This is a genomic window from Xanthomonas sp. NCPPB 3569, from assembly GCF_041475645.2.
In the GTDB taxonomy this organism is placed as follows: Bacteria; Pseudomonadota; Gammaproteobacteria; order Xanthomonadales; family Xanthomonadaceae; genus Xanthomonas; species Xanthomonas phaseoli.
The window spans coordinates 3,492,186-3,513,232 of the sequence record NZ_CM192969.1; the positions used below are offsets into that span (position 1 = coordinate 3,492,186).

Below are 21,047 nucleotides of genomic sequence, written 5' to 3' on the forward strand. Positions count from 1 at the left end.
CTCAGGCGTACGCAGCAACGGGGTCGCTGTGCGACTGCTGCAGGCGGCGCTGCTTTTCGGCCATCAGCCGGCGCACATTGTGCAGCGATGCCAGCATCAGGAAGGCACCTTCCAGATAGCCGGCCTGATGCAACTGCTGCAGCGCGTGCGCATCCAGGGCGGCAAGCCGCTCGCGGTCGATGGCGAACAAGCCCTGCAACTGCGTGGCATGGCTGGCATCCAGCGCAACCTCCAGGCGCACCGGTTGAATCAGCCCAAGCGCGTCGAAGGCGGCCGCCATCGCCTGCCCTGCGTCCACGCCATCGCGGATGCCGCGCAACACGCCGATGATATGTTCCAGATACGGGCTGTGCCCGCCCTGCGGCAGGAACACCGCTTCGCCCTCGCTGCGGCTGATGCGCGGATGTTCCAGGTCGACATGGATCACCGGCTCCTGTACCAAGGCCCCATCGACGTGTTGCTCCTGGAAACCGATCAGGAACGGTCCCTTGGCAACGATGCCCGGCAGGTAGCTGGCATTCCAGCGCCCGTCCTGCAGAAACAGGTTTTCATCCTGCGCAAAGCCCAGCAGCGCCACCGGCTGGTAACCACTTCCGGCCGGATCCTTGCGGAAGAACAGCGGATACTCGCGCTGCAGCTCGGCATATTCGGTGACGAAGGCCGGCACCACGCCGATTGCATCGCCAAATTCCGCACCAAAGCGCAGGATCACGCGCAGGTCGTGATGGGCCACGTTGTTGAGCACTGCGTATCGGGTCATCTAAAACTCCAGCAGCCGTCCGTCGCGGAGGGCTGCAGTCATGAAGAAACTCGGTCGCACGCATTCCCCGCGCGCTTATCGATGCTGAGCATTGCCAAAAATGCGTGCGCCGGCAAGCCGCAGGGCAGCAACACGCTGCGCCGCGACGAAGGCCAGCGCATGACGCATGCGTTCGCACTGCAAGCCGACGGCCTCTCCATAGACGGAGCGGGCACGGCGGCACTACACGGCTGTAGAACGCACGCGAGCAACGGCGCAACAACCGGTTGCGGCCGCCATCACACGATGGCGGCCGCAGGATTTACGACGAACAACGCGTGGTAATTCAGAACGCGTACCGCACGCCCAGCGTGTAACGCGGCTGCTGGTCGATCAGGCGGATGATCTGTTTGTCCGAGCGGCCGTGCCAACGCACGTCCTCACCGGTCAGGTTGATCGCCTCGAAGCCCACCGACAGCTGCTTGTTGAAGGCGTAGCTGACGCTCAGGTCGAACTGCTGATACGGCTCGACGTAGTACGGGTTGCGGTTGGCATTGTCCTGGTTGGCAGCGATCAGGTATTCGTCACGCCAGTTCCAGGCCAGGCGTGCGCTCCAGCCATACTTTTCGTACATCAGCATGACGTTGGCGGTGTCGCTCAGGCCGAGCAATGCAAACTGATCGCGATCGATGACGGTGTTATCGAACGCCACATCTCCTTCCACGATGGTGTAGTTGGCGTAGATGCCGAAACCGGTGCTGCCGAAGAAGTACTGGCCGCCGAGTTCCCAGCCGTGGATGTTGGCCTTGTTCTGGTTGATCGGCCGCGACACATCGAACTGATACAGCGGGTCGGAGGCGTTGCCGGCGATATCGTAGGCATTCTCCAGCGCAAGGCTCTGCGCCGAACTGCCGTTGTAGGCGCTCAGCCCGCCGGTGGCAGCCGCATTGCGCAGCAGCGCCATGGCCGCAAACAGCGAGGTGTCGTTGGCCGAACATGCGCCTGCGACATCGTTGCCGGCCGCACCCACCTGGGCGGCGCAGGCCCCGCTTTGCAGGAACGCCAGCGCAGCCTGAGCATCCGGCCCGGAGGTGGGGTCGGTCAGTCCGTACAGCGATTCACGCGTAACGGTATTGCCGATGAAATTGCTCACGCGCTTGTTCCAGAACGTCGCTGACACATAGCTGGCATCGGCGAAATACCACTCCAGTGCCAGATCGAGGTTGTCCGATTCCAACGGATCGAGCGTGGGCGTCTGCGAGTCGCCGCCGGCGCGGTTGGACGGGTTGATCAGGATCGAGCCGTTGGGCGTGTTGGGCGTGGGCCCGGCGATGAGATTGTTGTACGGTGCGCGTGCGATGGTCTGGCCAAACGAGGCGCGGCCTTTCAGCGAATCGGTGAAATCGATGCTGAAGTCCATGTTGGGCAGGATGTAGTTATAGCTGGTCTTCTCGCTGAAAGGCTGCTGGTCGGTGGAACGGATCAACTGGAAGTCGTTGTTGGACAGCCACAGCAGCGCGGTGGGCGTGGCCACCTGCGAGGTGGACTCCACATCGGTGCGCTCGTAGCGCAGCCCCAGGCGCGTATTGGTGGTCATCCCGGCGATGGCGCCGGCAATTTCCAACTGTACGTAGGCCGCGCGGGTCTTTTCCTCCACCCGGTTGTCGGCGGTGTATTGCGGGTTGTAGCGCGTGGTTGCGCCGTACTGGCTTCCGCCCCACAGCGCCAGCTGATCTGCATCGCCACGCCATGCACTGGAGGCCGCGCCGCTGGGATTGAAATCCTTGAACATGCCGGTGATGCTCACCGGCTGCAGCAATGCGACCATGCCCGGCTCGTTGCCCGCATTGGCCACGCCCCAATCGCCCAGCGTCGAATTGGTCTCGCTGACGAGCCGAGCTCGGCAGGGGTGAAAGCGGGATTGACCACGCCATTGGTGTTTGCCAGCGAATCGGCCGCAGTGGGGTACCAGGTGCGTGCGCCGATCGGCAAGGAATTGTTGAACCACAATTCCTGCCCCCATTGGCCACCGCAGTACGGCCCGTTGGTGCAGTTGTTGGTGCCGGCGAAACTGAAATAGGTCGCGCTGCCGCCGGTGGTCGGGTCGTTGGGCAAGCTCTGCGTCTTGGAATTGTGCGCATCGAAGCTCAACTGGAAGCGGTCGCTCACTTGCCAATCGGCATTGAAGCCCAGCGAGCCGAGCGTGTACTTCTGCTCGTTGCGCTGTTGTTCCATGCCGAAGTCCTTCGCGCCATTGGGAACATCGCGCAGATAGACCGGCGTGGCCACGGCCTGGCCGGTGTCGAAGGTCAGATCGGTAAAGCTGTTGGCGCGCTGCAGCCAGATGCCCTGTTCACCGCGCTCTTCGCGGATCTCGTTGGCCGAGTAGGTGTAATCCAGGGTCAGGCTGTCGGTCGGTGCGAACTGCATCACCGCCTGGCCATTCATGCGTTCGCGCTGGAAATCGGCGAACGCATAGCGCAGGTCGTTGGGCATGCCGTACAACTGGCCGATCGCCGGCGCGTTGGTCACCACCGCGTCCGGGCGCAGCGCCGGGTCGGTGCCGGTCCAGCGCTGGATATTCCAGGTATTTTCGGTGGCTTGGACAGAACCGCCATGGCGCTTCTGGTAGCTGGCACTCAGGCCGATACCGAAGGTCTTGTCCGGGTTGGTATAGCTGAAGATGCCCGACACTTCCGGGGTGAGCGAATCGCCGAAGGGCTCAGAGCGGTCGGACACCATCTTGGCGCCGGCATTGGCCACCACGCCATCGTGGTTGAACGGCTTGTCGGTCTGGATATTGATCGTCGCACCGATCCCGCCGCTGGGCGCCGTTGCGCGGCTGGTCTTGAACACTTCGATGCCGGTGATGGCTTCGGAAGCGAGCTGGGCGAAGTTGAACGCGCGCGTGCCGACATCCACGCCGCCGATCGGTGTCTGGCCGGGCGCGCCGAAGGCATCGGCACCGGGGATCAGGCGGCCGTTGAGGGTGACGGTGTTGAACTGCGGGCCGAAGCCGCGTGCGGTGACCTGCGCGCCTTCGCCATCGCGGCGTTCGATGGAAATACCGGTGATGCGTTGCAGTGATTCGGCCAGGTTGGTGTCCGGAAACTTGCCGATGTCTTCGGCGCTGATCGCATCCACCACGCCTGCGGCATCGCGCTTGATGCCCATCGATTGGTTGAGGCTGTTGCGGATACCGGTCACGTTGACGGCGTCCAAGGTGGTGGCGGAATCGCTGCTGGATTGCGGCGCCGGTGCAGGCGGCGGAGCGACATCCTGTGCAAAGGCGGGATTGATGACCAACAGGCCACCAACGAAGGTGAACATGGCCTTCGACTTGAAGCTGTTCAACGTACGACGCATCGATGTGTCCTCGGGAGTGGAGTCCAACCGCCAACGGCCGATATCGCGGCATGCGATACGGCGGAATCGTGGCCACTGCCCGACAGGTCGTGGCCAACGCTGCTGCAACTGCTGGAGCCACCAATCCAACGCCATGCATGGGTCTTGCAAGCGCAGCCGGCGCCTGGATCGGACATGCCCTGATGGCATTCCCCTCCTTTCACCGCGCCGCACGCGCCACGCAACAACCGCTTGACGTTGTGTCAGTTGCCCTCGATCTGTCCCCTAGCACGCAGGCTGACGATCGCCCCTTCGATCGTCGACCTGCGGTGTGCGCATGCACGTCTACCCGCCGCAGCAACGGCGCTGCTCTGCCAATGCTGCGTGTGTTGCAGGTTCTTTGCACGACGTGTCAGCCGGTGATAGCGCTAACATGCCGCGCAGCCTAGTCAGGGCATAAAGGGCTTGTCACCGTGCGTTGCAGCATAGTGATGGCTGTGCACTGTTACAGCCGATACCGCAGTCGCTTGAGCCCGCATACGGTTTTCAATGCCGGCGGGGCTGTAAGCGTTATCACGGCATTACGCAAAAACCGTCGGGTCGAATGGTGAAATTTGCATAATGAACGTGTCGCACTGGAGTCGGATGCGGCGACTGCGCAAACTTTGAATGACGACCAGCGCCGCGCGTCTAGATTGCGCATGTCGACGTCGGCGCTGCACCGGACACGGCAGCACGCTGCAGGCGCCTGCCGATTACACGTCGCCTGTGTATCAATGCAGCAACAAGCATCGCGCATGAACAAGACAATGCGCGCTTCGCAATCGATTGCGCTGATCTGGGCGACTGATATACGCCGTCAGTCGTCGTCGGGCGAACCATCGTCATCGCACGGGAAACGCGGCGTCTGTGTGCTACCGAACGATGCCACGCAACTGCTGCGCTCGTCGGGTTGTCAACGCAGGCGATTATGTCCGTTCCCGTCGGCGGTTGCCGCACGCAGCCACCGACGCGACCGCGCTGCGGCCACGTCGGCACCCACGCCTCGCGCAATGCTCAGCCGGTCACGTCCACGCGCGCGTCGCTGCGGTCGGCATCTGGCAGCACATGGTCGGGGTCCAAGGTGACGTGCAGCACCTTCTGGGTGGTCGGCAGCGTCAGCGTGGGCGTGGTGGTCTGCAGCCAGGTTTCCACCGGCACGCGCCGGTCCAGGTGGCTGCCATCGGCCAGGTCCGCTCGCACGGTTACCGGCATCACCAGCTTCTGCCGGCTGCGCAATGTGACGTGCACGCCCTTGGCAGGATCGTGGTCGACGTAATGCGCTTCGGTGATGCCCATGTCCAGCTGCCAGTTGTTGAGATACCAGCCGCGCCACCACCAGGACAGATCTTCGCCACTTTCGCTTTCCATCAGCCGAAAAAAGTCCGACGGCGTGGGATGCTTGTAAGCCCAGGTGGCGATGTATTTGCGAAACGCAGGATCGAAGCGTGCCGGACCCAGGATCTGCTCGCGCAACAGCACCAGCCCCAACGCGCCCTTGAAGTAGGTCAGCGGATGGCGATAGGTCTCGCTGGTGGAATCGGCGTTGTCCATCAGCGTGGGCGCATGGGTGTCGGCCAGTAGCGGCAGGATTTCGTCGACCGGGTTGCCGCCTTTGGGCGCGTATTCCGAATCGCGCTTGGGCGCATATTCCCCCTTGTTGAACGCATCCGATGCATACACGTCGATGAAGGTGTTGAAGCCTTCATCCATGAACGCATGCCGGCGCTCGTTGGAGCCGACAATCATCGGGAACCAGGTGTGGCCGATTTCGTGTGCGGTGATCCAGAACAAGTCCTTGCCGCCGTCTTCGAAACCATCGAAGACGATGCCGGGATATTCCATGCCGGCTCCATAACCACCCAGGTTGATCGCGGCTGGCCACGGGTACGGATACCACTGCGAAAAATGCTCGATGGCGCCTTTGACGTATTCGGTCGAGCGGTTCCACTTGTCTGCGCCCACACCTTCCACCGGGTACACCGACATCGCAAGCGCGTGCTTGCCGCCCGGCAGACTGATGCGCGCCGCGTCCCAGACGAACGCCGGCGATGCGGCAAATGCGACATCGCGGGTGTGGTCCATGTGGAAGCGCCAGGTCTGCGTGCCCTTGCCCGCCGGCTTGGCCGCACGTGCGGTTACCTCGGCAGGCGTGCGGATCAACACGGTGCGGTCGCTTCCGCTGGCTTGCTCCAGGCGTTGCTGTTCGGTGCGGCTGAGTACGTCCTGGGGATTGGTCAGCGCACCGGAGCCGGCGACCAGAAAGCCCTCCGGCACGGTCACTGCGTAGTCGAAATTGCCGTACTCCAGGTAGAACTCCGATCCCAGGTAGGGTTGCGTGTCCCAGCCACGCAGATCGTCGTACACCGCCATGCGCGGGTACCACTGCGCAATCTCGTAGATCTCGCCTTGCTTGCTGGCACTCACTGCGGTGCGCCCGCCCCAGGTGCCGGGGATCGTGTAGCGATAGCGAATATGCACGGTGAGCGCCTTGCCCTGCCCGGCCAGCGGTTGCGGCAGATCCACCCGCATGCGGGTGTCGTCGACGATGAAGTGCGCTGACTGGCGGCGCCCGCCTTGATCGATCTCGACGCTGGCGATCTGCATGCCATCGGTGAACTCTTTGCGCCTGAGCGGCCGGCTGGCGGCAGCGCGCGCGTCGGCGCGGTAGATGTTCTGGTCCAGTTGCAGCCACAGCACGTCCAGCGTGTCGGGGCTGTGGTTGGTGTAGGTGATGGCGGCCTCGCCGCTGAGGGAATGCGTTGCCGGGTCGATGCTGGCGCTGAGGTCGTAGTCGGCGCGGTTTTGCCAGAACGCCGGGCCAGGTACACCGCTGCCGCTGCGATAGGCATTGGGAGCGTCGGGCAATTGCAGGGGCGCGAACAAGGCCAGCGGATCGAACACGCTGGCCGGAGCAGGCGTGGCGGCCGTGGCGGCGCTGGCGGGCGCGGCAGCGGCAAGCGCCGGCGCAGTGACGCAGGCCAGAGACAATGCAACGGTGAGTGATCGGCGCACGGTGGGGGTCATGCGAAATCCTGCGGCGGAGGGGATTCCCATCCTACGGCGCAGAGTGTCGCGCGCGGCAATGCCATTGGTCCCGGTTGCGGCTGCCTGAGGTTTCGGAGGTGGCCGCCACTGGCTGCCTTGATGGAGCCGGCCACGCACCGCACGCGCAGATCGTCCGCGCTCCGCCGGCCCTCCCCTGCACGGCCCGGTGCGACGGGACGGCTGGCCAGGCGGACTTACTCCGCCCTCAGACCACCTAACCGCAACGCCCCCTCGCCACCGTGGCCCAGGGCATCGTCCGGATTGCTCAGGCGGCAGCGGCGCAGCGACAGGCAGCCGCAGCCGATGCAATCGGTGAGCTGATCGCGCAAGGCCTGTAGTTCGTCGATGCGCGCGTCCAGCTGGCCCCGCCAGCGCGCCGACATGCGCGCCCACTCCGCACGCGTGGGCGTGCGTTGATCCGGCAACACCGAGAAGGCATCGAGCACCTGCTGCAGCGGCACGCCCAGTCGCTGCGCCACGCGAATCACCGCGATGCGCCGCAATACATCGCGCGCATAACGACGCTGGTTGCCGGCGGTGCGCAGGCTGCTGATCAACCCCTTGCGCTCGTAGAAGTGCAGCGCCGACACCGCAACACCACTGCGCTTGGCGACCTCGCCCACGGACAACTCACGTTGCATTGCCTTGACCTCAACCTAGGTTGAGGCAGGATGCTGCGCGGCCTTCACCGGTGCAAGTACCGGTCACGCCTCTACACACGTTTCGTTCCTGGATGTTCGATGCCGACCGAAAGACCGATCACTGCCGCAGCGCTGTCCACCCAAACGCAGCCCATCTCCATCCTGGCCGCGCCCTACCGCGCGGCGACGCTGGGCATGGTGGCGCTGGTGTCGCTCAACGCGTTCGAGTCGTTGGCGGTTGCCGCCGCCATGCCGACGGTGGCGCGCGAGTTGAACGGCCTGCCGCTGTACGCGTTGGCATTCGGCGGCACGCTGGCCACCAGCGTGATCGGGATGACGGCGGCCGGGCGCTGGAGCGACCGCGCCGGCCCTGGCGGTGCATTGGCGGCCGGCCTGCTGTGCTTTGTGGTCGGCCTGCTGGTCGCCGGCCTGGCACCGAGCATGCCGATGTTGATCGCCGGTCGCTTGCTGCAGGGCTTGGGGGCCGGCGCCTATTCGGTGGCCTTGTACGTCATCGTGGGGCGGCTGTATCCGGAGGTCTTGCGCCCGCGCGTGTTTGCCGCGTTTTCGGCCGGCTGGGTGGTGCCGTCGTTGATCGGCCCGGGCATCAGCGGACTGATCGTGCAGCAGCTGGGCTGGCGCTGGGTATTTTTGTCGGTGCCGCTCCTGGCGATTCCGGCTGGGTCGATGCTGTGGCCGGCGCTGCGCGGGCAGAGCTGGACACGCGGCAGTTCCGACGCGCCCACCGCCTCGATGGGGTGGGCGATCGGCGCGGCGGTGGGCGTGCTTGGCGTGTATCTGGGCGGGCAACTGCACGGCAGGCTGGCGCCGGGCGCCATGCTGCCGGCCGTGTTGCTCACCGCGTATTGTGCGTGGCGCCTGCTGCCGGCTGGCACGCTGCGGCTGGCGCGCGGGTTGCCGAGCGTGATCGCGCTGCGCGGCATTGCGGCGGCCGCCTTCTTTGGCTTTGAGGCGTTTTTGCCGCTGCTGCTGTCGCGCGAACGCGGGCTTTCGCCGCTGCTGGCCGGCGTGGCACTGAGCGTGGGTGCGTTGGGCTGGTTTGGTGGTTCGTGGTACCAGGGCCACAGCCGCGTCGGTTGGTCGCGTGCCCGCCTGCTCAAGAGCGGCGCGCTATTGATGACGCTGGGCATTGCGATCAGCGCGGGCGCGGTGTGGCCGGCGATTCCCGTGCCGTTGGCCATTGCCGGGTGGGCGCTGACCGGCCTGGGCATGGGCCTGCTGTATCCCAGCCTGTCGGTGGTGCTGTTGTCGCTATCGCCACCGGCGCAGCAAGGCGCCAACAGCTCTGCCTTGCAACTGAGTGAAGCCATCGCGGTGGCGGCCATGCTGGCGCTCGCGGGTGCCTTGTTCGCTGCGCTGCTGACATCGGCCACGCGTGCCGCCTACCTGAGCGTGTTCGCGTTGGCGTGGTTGCTGGCGGTGGCGAGCTTTTTTGTAGCGCGACGGGTGTGATGCGTCCGCGGCAGCGACGCGGCATCGGCGTGAGGCCGCACCGCGATTGCCCGGGCAACGTGGCCGGTCGATGGCAGCACGCCAATGAGCTCTAAGGCTCAGCTGGTCGGAACGACCGACGTGATCACCAGGTTCACCACATGTCGAGGCGTCGCTCGATGCCGGCCTGGTACCACGGCGATGCCAGCGCGACCACTTTGCCGATCCTGCCGGGATCGCATGGACCCACACACGAAAAAAGTTCTCCGCAAACGGGTGGTCATTTTTTCGCCACCCATCTTGACAGCATTGCGGGCCGGGGCCTGCGCGCACTTGTCCACAGCCTTGTGCAACTTCCATCCACGGGGGGTGTGGAAAAGATGCGTCGCTTTGCATGCGCCTGAGGCCTTGCGCGGCGCTGGCGCATATGTCATGCGCGACCCGCGAGGCCAGCGTACTGCCGCTGTCGCCGCCGGCACCACCTGGGCATCGCTCCCCACACCCGTCTGCAGGTGCGCCGCAAAGGACGCCAGACGCCGATCGGCGGCACCGCCACTTCGCAATGGCGATGCACTCCTCCTACACCTCAATCAGTGATGACGTGCGGCACGAAGCGCGAGGTGTCGCGGGTGATCGGGCCATCGTCGTCGCGCATGCCCAGTCCGGCAGGGCGATCGGCGACGACCCAGCTGCCCACCAACGCATGCCGCCCGTCGAACACCGGCAGCGGGTGATGCGCCTGCAAAATCGCCGGGCCGTCCACGTACGGGCCATCGGTCTGCGCGGCCTCGCCTTGCGCCGTCACCAGCGCGATATTGGCGCCCTCGCGCGAGAGCAGCGGCTTGCGTACCCAGCCTACGGTTGGCGCCTCGCCGGCTTGCGCAAAGCGGGCAGGCAGCAGATTTGGGTGCCCCTGATGGCGGTCCCACAGCAACGGCAGGATGCCCTTGTTGCTCAACACCGATTTCCATGCCGGCTCGATCAGGCGCACCCGGTCGGCAATCAATGCCGGTCCGAAGCGCTCTTCCATCATGAATTCCAGCGGATAGAGCTTGAACAGCGTGTGGATCACCCGATCGTGTTCGTCGGTGAACCAGCCTTCGGCGCTCAGGCCGATATCTTCGATGGCCACTTCCTCGGTGCTGATGCCCACCTGATGCGCACAGTCGCGCAGGTAACGCACCGTAGCGCGATCTTCCAGCGAATCGCGCACCGCCGCAAAATGCATCTGCGCGCCGATCGCGCCATCCACCGCCAACGCGCCCAGGGTTTCGCACAGCAGGTCCTGGATCAGGTTGTACTGATCGGTGCCCTTGGGCAGTGCACCGCTGGCGATCTGCTGTTCCAGCCATAGCCATTGGAAATACGCCGATTCGTAGAGCGAGGTCGGCGTGTCGTAATTGAGTTCGTACAACTTGGCCGGGCCATCGCCCGAATACGCCAGGTCCATGCGCCCATACAGATGCGGGTCGCGCTCTTTCCAGGAGTTGGCGATCCAGTCCCAATAGAACGGCGGGATGGCCAGCCGGGTCAGCAGCGCTTCCGAGTTCACCACCTCGTCCACCAATTGCATCGCCATGTCGTGCAACGCTTGCGTCGGCGCTTCGATGTCGTCTTCGATCTGACGCAGCGAAAACGCGTAGTAGGCGCTTTCGTCCCAATACGGCTCGCCGTCGATGGTGTGGAAGTGGAAGCCCAGCGATTCGGCCTGCGCGCGCCAGTCCGCGCGTTCGGGGATCAGAATGCGTTGCATGTCAGCCGCCGAAGCCCGAGCTGCGCCCGCCGCTGCCGAACGAACTGCGCGCCGCCGCGCTGGAACCGAAGCCCGAACGCGACACGGTGATGGCGCGCGTGGGCATGTCGATGGCGCCGCTGCGCCCACGCACGGTGCCGATGCGGTTGCTGGCCAGATCGCCGTTGGGCTTGTAGTAACCGCCACTGCGGTAATCGCGGTACAGCGGAATCGAGCCGCCATAGCGATACCCGCCGCCGCTTATGTTGCCCAGCGCATACCCCAACAGAAACCCGCCCATCGGCGGGATCCAGCTCTGCTGCCCCTGCGGGTTGGTGATCGCCGTACAGCTGCCGAACTGTTCATCGCACTCGTAGCGCGTGGTGAAGCGCGGCGCGGCCTGCTGATGCTTGGCCACCGCCTCGTCGTAGGCCTTGAGGCATTGCTGGATATCGGACTGTTCCTGCTTGATCTGGTAACAGTCCGAAGCCGACTGCAGCACCACGCCGGTCTCCGGCTCCGAGCCGCAGCCGGTGACGAAGGCGGCCGGCAGCGCAGCCATCAAGGTGAGTTTGAGATTGCGTGATCGCTTCATGCCTGCGCTCCGTTACGGCGTGATCGCGGCGGCATTGATCAGCCCCACCGCGATCGACACGCCGGCCGAAAAAATACCGGCGGCGGTGATGTTGTCGGTGATCTGCCGCGAGATGCGCCCGGCCACCAGATTGGCCAGCAGATAGGCCACCACCTGGATGCCGCAGGCCACCAGGCCCCAGATCAGCGCGTCGACCAGGCTCACCGAATGGGTAATGGCCGAATGCAGCGGCAGCGCCACGCCGATCAGGTTGCCGGCCAGCGCGGTGGCCGCTGCCACATTGCCTTGCCGCAGCAAGGTGAAATCCTTGTGCGGAGTGACCAGGGTCACCAGCACCACCGAGACGACCAACACACCCAGGCCGGTACCGAAATAGGAAAGAAACGCGAGAAAACTCTGCAGGTTGATCGGATTCATGACAGGACCAAGGTGGGTGGAAGACGCGTGCGCGCTCAGGTGATATCCAGGTCGGCAACGGTGACATCGATACCGACCGCATAGGTGACGCAGAATTCGTTGGGGCCGGAATCTTCGCCGGTCACCAGCAGGAATTCTTCGCGCTGCAGCTCCGGCACATCGCGGCTGTAGAGCATGGCGTAATGGGTCAGATCGCCATCGCGGCGTGGCGGCTGGTAGCGGTACAACACTTCGTCGTAGGCGATCGGCGGAATCCGCGACGCGTCATCGGTGGACTGGGTGGCGCGCTGCCATTGTTTGCCGGCGTACTCGATCTGCGCCGCGCCCAGGTGCGGGTGCTGCATCACGAACTCCTGAAACGCCTGCTTGCTGGGCGGGTTCACCGTCTCGCAATACACGAAGGCCTTCATCGCTTCCAGATCGCCGCCCACGGTGGTGACCTGCAGGAACGCATCGTCGTCCAGGTAGAACCGGTGCAGCGCATAGCCATCGCCCAGATTGACATGACCGTAGCAGGGAATGCCCTGATGCCCGCCCGGCAACTCGGCGGTCATGGCCTCCGGTGCCATGCGGTACAGGGTGGTGTCGATCTCCACCTGGCCACCGACACGCAGCCCCAGGGGCAGCGTGTGACCGATCGCGCCACTTCCGGAAGCGGGCAGCGGCGGCGGTTGCGGTTGACCGAACAACTTGCTGAAAAAACTCATCGTCAGACACCTTGTGGCGATGGGGAAATGGGAGCCTCGCTGCGCATGGCCTGCCAGGCGATGGCGTGCGCCGGCACGCGCTGCTCGGCCAGGTAATACAGCATGGCACCGGCGGCGACAGCGGTGCGTGCTGGCGGGTTCAAGCGCAACGCGCCATCGGGCGCACGCAGGCCCAGCAGCAATGCGCCGCGCTCACCGAAATCGGCCGCAAGCCGGCTGTATTCCAGCGGTTGCACATTCGCAGGTACTGCAAGACTGAATTGGGTGGGGCCATCGTCGACCGACAGCAGCTCGGCGGTGATCGCCGCGCTGCCCGGATCCTGCGCCGCACGTGCCAGGATCTCGGCCGTCATCGGACGCGTGCACTCGATGGCGGGGTAATGGCAGTTGACCAAGCGCGCCGCGCTGGCCGAATCGAAGTGCGCCACGATATGCGCGGCCGGCGCATTCGCCATCAACGCGAACACCGCCGCCAGGGTCTGGTCGTCGGAGGGCGGGTTGACGATCACCCGCGCCGCGCCGGCAATGCCGGCACGCAGGTACACCTCGGTATGCGTGTACGACTCGGCAGCAATGAAGCGCATGTGGTCGGGCATCGGATTTTCCGCCACGCCCTCGGCGATCAGCACCACGCCTTCGTCATCGGTGGCGGTGTCGGACAGCAGCAATTCCAGCAGGCGCGTGGAGGCCGCGCCCTGCCAGCCGATCAGAATGGTGTGCCCGCGCAGGTCTGCATAGGCCATCTTGCCCATGTGGTGGCGCCTCCAGAAAGTGATGAGCACGCCGCTGGTCTTGGCCAGCACCGTGGCGAACAACGCCACCGCACCCGGCATCAACACGAACGCGGCGATATAGCGCCCGGCCACCGAACCCGGCGACAGGTCGCCGTAGCCGATGGTGGTGGCCGTGGTCATGTAGTAGTACGGAAATGCGTCCAGGCCGACGAGCTTGTGCTCGCCAGCCCACAGCAGCAGCAACCAGCTCAGCCCCATGTGCGCCAGCAGTGCCAGCGCCACTGTGCCCCAGCTGACGCGGCGCACGTGGCGCCGCAATACCTGCAACAGCCGTCCAACGATGATCATGGCGCATCCTGTGCCGTGCGATGGATCAGCTGTCGCTGCGCGGAACCTGCTGCACGTCGCGTACCTGGCCAATCAGCGGCGCGCTGCCGCCGGCATTCTCGTGACCCAGCTGCGCAGCTGGCTTCTTGAAGCGTGCCAGCACCGCAGCGGCGTTGGATTCGCCTTCCATCAGGCCAGCGGCAGCCAGGCGCCGATTGAGATCGCCATCGCCGCTGGACGCTTCGAGTTCTTCGGCCGATTCGATGCGCGCGGAGGTTTCGGCCTGGCGCGCCTTGATGCGCTCCAGCGATTCCAGCGCCGAGCCCATCTTGCTGCTGGCACCGGAATGACGCGCGGCGATGGCGGCCTGCGCCTTCTGCACCGCGTCGGTGGCCTTGACCGTATCGATCTGCTGGCGCATGCCACGCAGCTGGTTCTCGGTCTTCTGGATGGTGGCCTTGAGCGTCACCACCGACTGGTCCAGCGCAGCCTTGGAGGCCTTGTCGCCGGCATCCTCGCTTTCCAGCGCGGCCAGCTTGACCGCCACGTCGTGTGCCAGCGCTTCGTCGTTCTTGGCCAGCGCGCCTTCGATGTAGCGCGTGTATTCGGCCATCTTGCCGGCGCGTGCGTCGATCTTCTGCTGGGCCAGCTTGCTCTGCGCCATCAGCTTGGTGAGCTCTTCGCGCGAGCGCGTGAGCTGGGCGCCGGCATCGCGCATTTCCTGGTCCAGGATGCGCAGCGCATTGGCGTCGACGGCCTTCTGGCCGGTTTCGTGTGCGGTACCACGCAGCAGCGTGATCAGCTTGGAAAAGATACTCATGACAACACGCCTTTAGGAAAAGAACGGCTTGAGAGATTCGGCGGCATCCAACGTATTGGCCGCCAGGGTCTGGATTTCTTCGTCGATCTGGTCGAGCGTCGAGGAGGCCGACAGTTCGCCAAACACCACGTAACGGTCCTTGCCGTCGACCTGGACCAGGCCCAGGTTGGACAAGGGGTTGAGCGGATTCAGGCGCAGGCAGGCGTCGTTGAATGCGGCACGGTCGTTGACGTGCTCGGCATGGGCCAGCAGCGTGGACACGAAAACCTGCGAGCCGGAAGCGGCAACCTGGATCTGCATGTCGCCGTGGTCGGCCAGGGTGAGATTGATGGCCGGCTCCAGGCCGTCGATCAGTTCGACCTGGATTGGCTGGCCACGGTAGCGCTCGGCCAGCAGGCCGTGCAATTCGACGGTGGTATACTGCGTCATACGATGTCCTGTCCTTTGGTCATGCCGTGGTGGTGATGCAGCGAACGTCCTGCAGCGACCGGACATACTACAGACTGCCCATGACCGGCAGAAAGGGCCGAAAGTCAGCTGGTCAGGCGCGCGGCAGGCGCGCAAACCGCCCGTTCAGCTGGCTTGTCGCCCACGCCGGCCAGCTGCCTCACGGATACAGCATCCGCTTGCTCCAATGGCTGGCCGCGTCGGCCTCGTAGCGCCAGCGCTCGTGCAGGCGGAACTTGGCGCCGTACCAGAACTCGAACGCCTGCGGCACCACCCGGAATCCGCCCCAGCCATCCGGGCGCGGCACCTGGCGCCCTTCGAACGTCGCTTCGACCTTGGCAATGGCCGCATCGAACTCTTCGCGCGAACCCAGCGTCTGCGACTGCCGCGAGGCCCATGCGCCGATCTGGCTCATACGCGGGCGCGAGGCGAAGTAGGCATCGGATTCGTCCGCGCTCACCAGCTGCACGCCGCCTTCGATGCGCACCTGGATGCCGGCTTCGCGCAGGCTGCGCCACAGGAACAGCAGCGCCGCCTGCGGGTGGGTCTGCAGGTCGCGGCCCTTTGCGCTGTCCAGATGGGTGTAGAACACGAACCCGCGCGCATCGAAGGCCTTGAGCAACACGGTACGCGCGCTCGGCCGGCCATCCACGTTGGCGGTGGCCACGGTCATCGCGCTGGCTTCGGGTTCGGCGCTGTTCTGCGCCTCGGCATACAGCGCTGCGAAGGTGGCAAGGGCTTCTGCGTACAGATCGGTCATGACGGTGCGTGGCAGCCAGATGGACGCCTATTGTGGGCGCATCGCCCGCGCTTCGCCTATGCACCGCGATCGAATTGCCGAAACGGCGCGGAGTTGGTGTGGCTGTAGACAGCCAGTACACCGTGCCATCGGCCCGGCCCGATGGCGTGAATGCTAGGATCCCTGCGCATGAACCCCGCACCCAATCTCGTGATGGTCGGCCCGATGGGCGCCGGAAAAAGCTGCATCGGCCGCCGCCTGGCCGAGCGCTTCGGGCTGGAATTCGTCGATGTGGACCAGGCCATCGTCGAACAGGTGGGCAGCAGCATCCCGGCCATCTTCGAGCAGCATGGCGAAGCCAGGTTTCGACAGCACGAGACCGAGACCCTGCAGGCGCTGCTGGAACAGGACAACAAACTGATCTCCACCGGCGGCGGTGCGGTGCTGGATCCGCGTAACCGCGAGCGCATCTGCGCGCGTGGGTTCGTGGTGTACCTGCATGTCAGCGTGCCGGCGCAGCTGACGCGGCTGGCGCGCGACCGCAATCGCCCGCTGCTGCAACGCGCCGACCGCGAGCAGGTGCTGCACGCGATGGCCGCGCACCGCACGCCGCTCTACCGCCAGGTCGCCGATCTCAGCCTGGAAACCGATCATCTTTCCCCCGCCGAGGCCACCGCGCAGCTGGTGCTGCGCCTGGCCGCGCAATGGCGCATGTCGAGTGCCCCCGCATGACACTTCCCCGTTCCTCGCGCAGCGTCGATGTCGACGGCGCGCAGCCTTACACCATCACCATCGCCCCGGGCCTGCTGGCCGACGGTGCGCGCCTGGCCAGCCACGTGCGCGGCCGCCACGCGCTGCTGCTCAGCGACTCGCAGGTGGCTCCGCATTACGCGGCCGGCGTACGCGCCGCCTTGTTGAACGCGCGGCCGGACCTGCAGGTCGGCGAATTGGTCATTGCCGCCGGCGAAGCCTCCAAAACCTTGGAGACCTTTGGCTCTGCGATCACCGCACTGGCCGAACTCGGTGCCACCCGCGACGCCTGCGTGTTCGCGCTGGGCGGCGGCGTGGTCGGCGACCTGGCCGGCTTTGCGGCGGCGTGCTGGATGCGCGGCGTGGACTGCGTGCAGCTTCCTACCAGCCTGCTGGCGATGGTGGATTCGTCGGTCGGCGGCAAGACCGCGGTGGACATCCCGCAGGGCAAGAACCTGGTCGGCGCCTTCCATCCGCCGCGCGCGGTGATCGCCGACCTCGACACCTTGCGCACCCTGCCCGCACGCGAACTGCGCGCCGGCCTGGCCGAGGTGATCAAGTACGGCGCCATCCGAGACCCGCTGTTCTTCCAGTGGCTGCATGCCGAGCGTCACGCACTGCTGGACAGCGACCCGGCGGCATTGGCGCAGGCCATTGCCCGCAGTTGCGAGCACAAGGCCGAGATCGTGGCGCGCGACCCGCTGGAAAAAGGCGAGCGCGCGCTGCTCAATCTGGGCCACACCTTCGGTCACGCGATCGAAACCGAGCAAGGCTACGGTGCGCCCGGCAACGACAACCTCAACCATGGCGAGGCCGTCGCGGTGGGCATGGTGCTGGCGGCGCGCCTGTCGGCCGCGCTGGGCATGAGCGATCCACAGGACACCGAAGCCTTGCGCGCGCTGCTGCACGACTTCGATCTGCCCACCGAGATCCCGCAGGGCCTGTCCCCCCAGGCCCTGCTCGCGCGCATGCGCCTGGACAAGAAAAACATCGCCGGCCGCCTGCGCCTGGTGTTGTGGCGCGGCATCGGCAAGGCCGAGGTCGTTCCGGACGTGGAAGAGGCCGCAGTACTGGAGATCCTGGCGGGATAAGGCCAGCCGGCCGAAGGCACGGAACGCCGGACGCCCGCAACCAGCTGCCGTCGATCGCCACGACGCTCACTATTTGTAGGAGCGCCCCCCCGGGCGCGATGGGGCCTTGCCGATAATCCCTATCGCGCCCAGGTGCGCTCCTACGCACTGCCTGCCCCCGTCTGCACCGGCGGTCTGAACCTCGCTCGGGAGCGCTCCGGCAAGCGCGGACGCCCAACCAAGCGCCTTATCGCAACCAGAACCCCCGGACGCGCGACTGCTCTCAGCCTTCAGCAGCGCCCGGCTACAATCGGCCGCATGCGCATCCTTCTACAACACGATCCCGGCGGTAACGCGCCGCTCCGCTACGTCCAGCTGACCCTGCAACCGGATCTGTTCGGTGGCTGGGAACTGCTGCGCGAAACCGGCGAGATCGGCGGACGCACGCAGCTGCGACGCGGCCAGTACCTGCAACAGGATGAAGCGGACCGCGCCTTCGACAAGGCGCGCGACACCCAACTCAAACGCGGTTTCCAACTCATCACCGGCGGCGCCGACGACGCGCCGCGCTGAGGACACACTTTCCCATGCTCAAGAACGATCGCCTGCTGCGCGCGCTCAACCGTCAGCCCGTGGACCGCACCCCTGTGTGGTTGATGCGCCAGGCCGGCCGCTATTTGCCGGAATACCGCGCCACCCGCGCACGCGCCGGCAGCTTCCTCGGCATGGCCAAGAATCCGGACATCGCCTGCGAAGTGACCCTGCAGCCGCTGCAGCGCTTTCCGCTGGATGCGGCCATCCTGTTCTCCGACATCCTGACCATTCCCGATGCGATGGGCCTGGAGCTGTATTTCGTCGAAGGCGAAGGCCCCAAGTTCCGCCACCCGGTGCGCGATGCCGCGGCAATCCACCGCCTGGGCGTGCCGGACATGGAGACCGAGCTGCGCTACGTGATGGATGCGGTGCGGGTGATTCGCCGCGAACTGGATGGTTCCGTGCCCTTGATCGGCTTCTCCGGCAGCCCGTGGACGCTGGCCTGCTACATGATCGAAGGCGGCGGCAGCAAGGAATACGCGCGCATCAAGGCCATGGCCTTCAATGCGCCAGAGCTGCTGCATCACCTGCTCGGCACCGTCACCGACGCGGTGATCGCCTACTTGGCGGCACAACGCGCTGCAGGCGCACAGGCGCTGCAGGTGTTCGATACCTGGGGCGGTGTGCTCTCGCCGGCGATGTACCGCGAATTCTCGCTGCCCTACCTCACCCGCATCGCGCGTGAACTGGAACGCGGCACCGGGGCCGAGCGCACCCCGCTGGTGCTGTTCGGCAAGGGCAATGGCGCCTACGTGGCGGATCTGGCCGCCAGCGGCGCCGAAGCCGTGGGCGTGGACTGGACCATCTCGCTGGCTGACGCCGCCCAACGGGCGGGCGGCCGCGTTGCCCTGCAGGGCAATCTCGACCCGGCCACCCTGTACGGCTCGCCCGAAGCGATCCGGAGCGAAGTTGCCAAGACCCTGGACAGCTACGCGCAAGGCAACGGCGGCTCACGCGAAGGCCACGTCTTCAACCTCGGCCATGGCATGTCGCCGGATATGAATCCAGAGCATGTGGGCGTGTTGGTGGACGCGGTGCAGAGCCTGAGCAAGCGCTAAGCCGCCGCGTCGAGCGAGCCGGGTTACACAGACCCGGCCTGTGCTCGCGCCTGTGCCTGTGCCTGTGCGCACCTTGGCATTGCTGCGTCCTGTCCTGCGCCACTGAATCGATCCGCCGGATCTGCAGATTCACTTCGCCTCCCGGATTACCGGTGCTGGAGGCGCTGGGCCATGAAGCGCGTCGCGCGCTTCACACCTGCGCCCAACCAGCCAGTGCGATAACGCGACCTCGTTGAGCGCGCGCGGCGGGCCTGGCTTCATCACAGCGCTCGCCGGCAACACACGCATGCAGGGCGTCGCACACAGCGTTCCGCGCCGTGCACAGCAGGGAAGCGATAATGCAGCGTTCCCCCGGCCAAGCCCCCATGTCTCAGCCCGTCCCCGCCTTGCGCGCCTACGCCAGCATCAAGCCGCTGCTGTGGCTGGTGTCGCTGGCAATCTTCATGCAGATGCTGGATGCGACCATCGTCAACACGGCGTTGCCGTCGATGGCGCGCAGCCTGCGCGAAAGCCCGCTGCAGATGCAGTCGGTGGTCTTCAGTTATGCGCTGGCGGTGGCGATGTTCATCCCCGCCTCGGGCTGGATCGCGGACCGCTTCGGTACGCGGCGCACCTTCCTCGCCGCGATCATCGTGTTCACCTTGGGCTCGCTGCTGTGCGCAGCCGCGCAGCACCTGCCGCAGTTGGTGGCCGCACGCGTGGTGCAAGGCATCGGCGGCGCGATGCTGCTGCCGGTCGGGCGTCTGGCGGTGCTCAAGACGGTGGCGCGCGCAGACTTCCTGCGCGCGATGAGCTTCATCGCGATTCCTGCCTTGATCGGCCCGCTGATCGGCCCGACCCTGGGCGGCTGGCTGGTCGAAGTCGCCTCGTGGCACTGGGTGTTCCTGATCAACCTGCCGATCGGGGTACTCGGATTTATTGCCGCGCTGAAGATCATGCCCGACCACTATGGCGATGCACGCAAGCGCTTCGACCTGGTCGGCTACCTGATGCTGGCGTTCGGCATGGTGGCCTTGTCGCTGGCGCTGGATGGCATCTCGGAACTCGGCCTGCGCCATGCGTTCGTTATGTTGCTGGCCATCGGCGGACTGGCTGCACTGGCCGGCTACTGGCTGCATGCGGGCAACACCCCCAACGCGCTGTTTCCGCTGGCGCTGTTCAAGGTAGCGAGCTACCGCATCGGCATTCTGGGCAACCTGTTCGCACGCGTGGGCAGCGGCTCGATGCCGTTCTTGATTCCGTTGCTGTTGCAGGTGGGCCTGGGCATGAGCCCGATGAATGCCGGGCTGATGATGGTGCCGGTGGCACTGGCCGGCATGGCCGCCAAACGCGCGGCGGTCAAGCTGGTGGGACGCTTCGGCTATCGGCGCGTGCTGATGCTCAACACCGTGCTGGTCGGCGTGGCCATGGCCAGCTTTGCGCTCATCGATATCGGCCAGCCGCTGTGGCTGCGCCTGGTGCAACTGGCCTGCTTCGGCGCGGTGAACTCACTGCAGTTTACGGTCATGAACACCGTGACCCTGCGCGACCTGGACCGCGACCAGGCCAGCCCCGGCAACAGTCTGCTGTCGATGGTGATGATGCTGGCCACCGGTTTCGGCGCTGCGGCAGCGGGCAGTCTGTTGGCGGCATTCAATACCCATCTGGGCGATACGCATGGCGCTACCGCCGCCTTGCATGCCACCTTCCTGTGCGTGGGCGGCATCACCTTGTCGTCGACGTTGATCTTCTGGCAGCTAGCCGAGACGCGGCCGCACCCCAAGGAAGTGGAAGCGGTTGCCGAATAGGTGCTG

General features: G+C 65.5%; 18 protein-coding genes and 1 pseudogene. 7 read left to right on the forward strand and 12 right to left on the reverse strand.

Translation table 11 applies throughout. From position 1 onward, the window contains the following. Position 1: 1 nt before the first annotated feature. Positions 2–760, reverse strand: a complete 759-nt coding sequence (locus ACCQ03_RS15255; protein WP_057664084.1) for a SapC family protein — start codon at positions 758–760, stop codon at positions 2–4. Between the two features lie 81 nt (positions 761–841). Between ACCQ03_RS15255 and ACCQ03_RS15260 the strand changes: the two genes are divergently transcribed. Further along, positions 842–1,084, forward strand: a complete 243-nt coding sequence (locus ACCQ03_RS15260; protein ID WP_057664081.1) for a hypothetical protein — start codon at positions 842–844, stop codon at positions 1,082–1,084. A gap of 1 nt (position 1,085) precedes the next feature. Here ACCQ03_RS15260 and ACCQ03_RS15265 read toward each other — a convergent pair. The 3 genes and pseudogenes from ACCQ03_RS15265 to soxR form a co-directional block, all read right to left on the reverse strand. Next, positions 1,086–4,105 (reverse strand): annotated as a pseudogene (locus ACCQ03_RS15265) (TonB-dependent receptor). 1,035 nt (positions 4,106–5,140) lie between these two features. Beyond that, a complete protein-coding gene (locus tag ACCQ03_RS15270) occupies positions 5,141–7,150 on the reverse strand; it encodes a M1 family metallopeptidase (protein ID WP_209225894.1) in 2,010 nt (669 codons plus the stop codon). A gap of 215 nt (positions 7,151–7,365) precedes the next feature. Continuing rightward, entirely contained in the window at positions 7,366–7,812 is a 447-nt protein-coding gene (gene soxR, locus ACCQ03_RS15275; RefSeq protein ID WP_057678736.1) for a redox-sensitive transcriptional activator SoxR, read from the reverse strand. 99 nt (positions 7,813–7,911) lie between these two features. On the opposite strand from soxR, the gene ACCQ03_RS15280 reads away from it, so the two are divergent. Beyond that, complete coding sequence (locus ACCQ03_RS15280) at positions 7,912–9,285, forward strand: MFS transporter (RefSeq protein WP_057678735.1); 1,374 nt, start codon at positions 7,912–7,914, stop codon at positions 9,283–9,285. Positions 9,286–9,850: 565 nt separating this feature from the next. On the opposite strand, the gene ACCQ03_RS15285 is transcribed toward ACCQ03_RS15280, so the two are convergent. The 8 genes from ACCQ03_RS15285 to pdxH all read right to left on the reverse strand — a co-directional run bounded on the left by ACCQ03_RS15285 (position 9,851) and on the right by pdxH (position 15,803). Continuing rightward, positions 9,851–11,017: a glutathionylspermidine synthase family protein gene (locus ACCQ03_RS15285; RefSeq protein ID WP_209225892.1), complete on the reverse strand. Its 1,167-nt coding sequence runs from the start codon at positions 11,015–11,017 to the stop codon at positions 9,851–9,853. A gap of 1 nt (position 11,018) precedes the next feature. Then, positions 11,019–11,591: a DUF1190 domain-containing protein gene (locus ACCQ03_RS15290; RefSeq protein WP_057678733.1), complete on the reverse strand. Its 573-nt coding sequence runs from the start codon at positions 11,589–11,591 to the stop codon at positions 11,019–11,021. Positions 11,592–11,603: 12 nt separating this feature from the next. Further along, positions 11,604–12,008 (reverse strand): DUF350 domain-containing protein, encoded by a 405-nt coding sequence (locus tag ACCQ03_RS15295; protein WP_057678732.1) that lies wholly within the window; start codon positions 12,006–12,008, stop codon positions 11,604–11,606. A 35-nt stretch (positions 12,009–12,043) separates the two neighbouring features. After that, on the reverse strand, positions 12,044–12,721 hold the full coding sequence (locus ACCQ03_RS15300; RefSeq protein ID WP_039572232.1) for a YjfK family protein: 678 nt from the start codon (positions 12,719–12,721) through the stop codon (positions 12,044–12,046). Further along, positions 12,718–13,797, reverse strand: a complete 1,080-nt coding sequence (locus ACCQ03_RS15305) for a potassium channel family protein (RefSeq protein ID WP_057678730.1) — start codon at positions 13,795–13,797, stop codon at positions 12,718–12,720. The genes ACCQ03_RS15300 and ACCQ03_RS15305 overlap by 4 nt, the downstream gene beginning before the upstream one ends. A gap of 25 nt (positions 13,798–13,822) precedes the next feature. Next, entirely contained in the window at positions 13,823–14,596 is a 774-nt protein-coding gene (locus ACCQ03_RS15310; RefSeq protein ID WP_017158982.1) for a PspA/IM30 family protein, read from the reverse strand. A gap of 12 nt (positions 14,597–14,608) precedes the next feature. Continuing rightward, entirely contained in the window at positions 14,609–15,025 is a 417-nt protein-coding gene (locus ACCQ03_RS15315) for a YjfI family protein (RefSeq protein WP_007965635.1), read from the reverse strand. A 178-nt stretch (positions 15,026–15,203) separates the two neighbouring features. Further along, positions 15,204–15,803 carry a pyridoxamine 5'-phosphate oxidase gene (gene pdxH / locus ACCQ03_RS15320; RefSeq protein ID WP_017157840.1) on the reverse strand — a complete coding sequence of 200 codons (600 nt, stop codon included), beginning with the start codon at positions 15,801–15,803 and terminating at the stop codon, positions 15,204–15,206. Between the two features lie 168 nt (positions 15,804–15,971). Here pdxH and ACCQ03_RS15325 point away from each other — a divergent pair, with 168 nt between their 5' ends. The 5 genes from ACCQ03_RS15325 to mdtD all read left to right on the forward strand — a co-directional run bounded on the left by ACCQ03_RS15325 (position 15,972) and on the right by mdtD (position 21,041). Continuing rightward, positions 15,972–16,514, forward strand: a complete 543-nt coding sequence (locus ACCQ03_RS15325) for a shikimate kinase (RefSeq protein WP_057686964.1) — start codon at positions 15,972–15,974, stop codon at positions 16,512–16,514. Continuing rightward, positions 16,511–17,623 (forward strand): 3-dehydroquinate synthase, encoded by a 1,113-nt coding sequence (aroB, locus tag ACCQ03_RS15330; RefSeq protein ID WP_209225889.1) that lies wholly within the window; start codon positions 16,511–16,513, stop codon positions 17,621–17,623. The genes ACCQ03_RS15325 and aroB overlap by 4 nt, the downstream gene beginning before the upstream one ends. Positions 17,624–17,920: 297 nt before the next feature. Further along, complete coding sequence (locus ACCQ03_RS15335; protein ID WP_209225887.1) at positions 17,921–18,175, forward strand: WGR domain-containing protein; 255 nt, start codon at positions 17,921–17,923, stop codon at positions 18,173–18,175. Positions 18,176–18,189: 14 nt separating this feature from the next. After that, positions 18,190–19,254 carry a uroporphyrinogen decarboxylase gene (gene hemE / locus ACCQ03_RS15340; protein WP_017157843.1) on the forward strand — a complete coding sequence of 355 codons (1,065 nt, stop codon included), beginning with the start codon at positions 18,190–18,192 and terminating at the stop codon, positions 19,252–19,254. Positions 19,255–19,619: 365 nt separating this feature from the next. Further along, positions 19,620–21,041 (forward strand): multidrug transporter subunit MdtD, encoded by a 1,422-nt coding sequence (gene mdtD / locus ACCQ03_RS15345; RefSeq protein ID WP_039583691.1) that lies wholly within the window; start codon positions 19,620–19,622, stop codon positions 21,039–21,041. Positions 21,042–21,047: the final 6 nt, after the last annotated feature.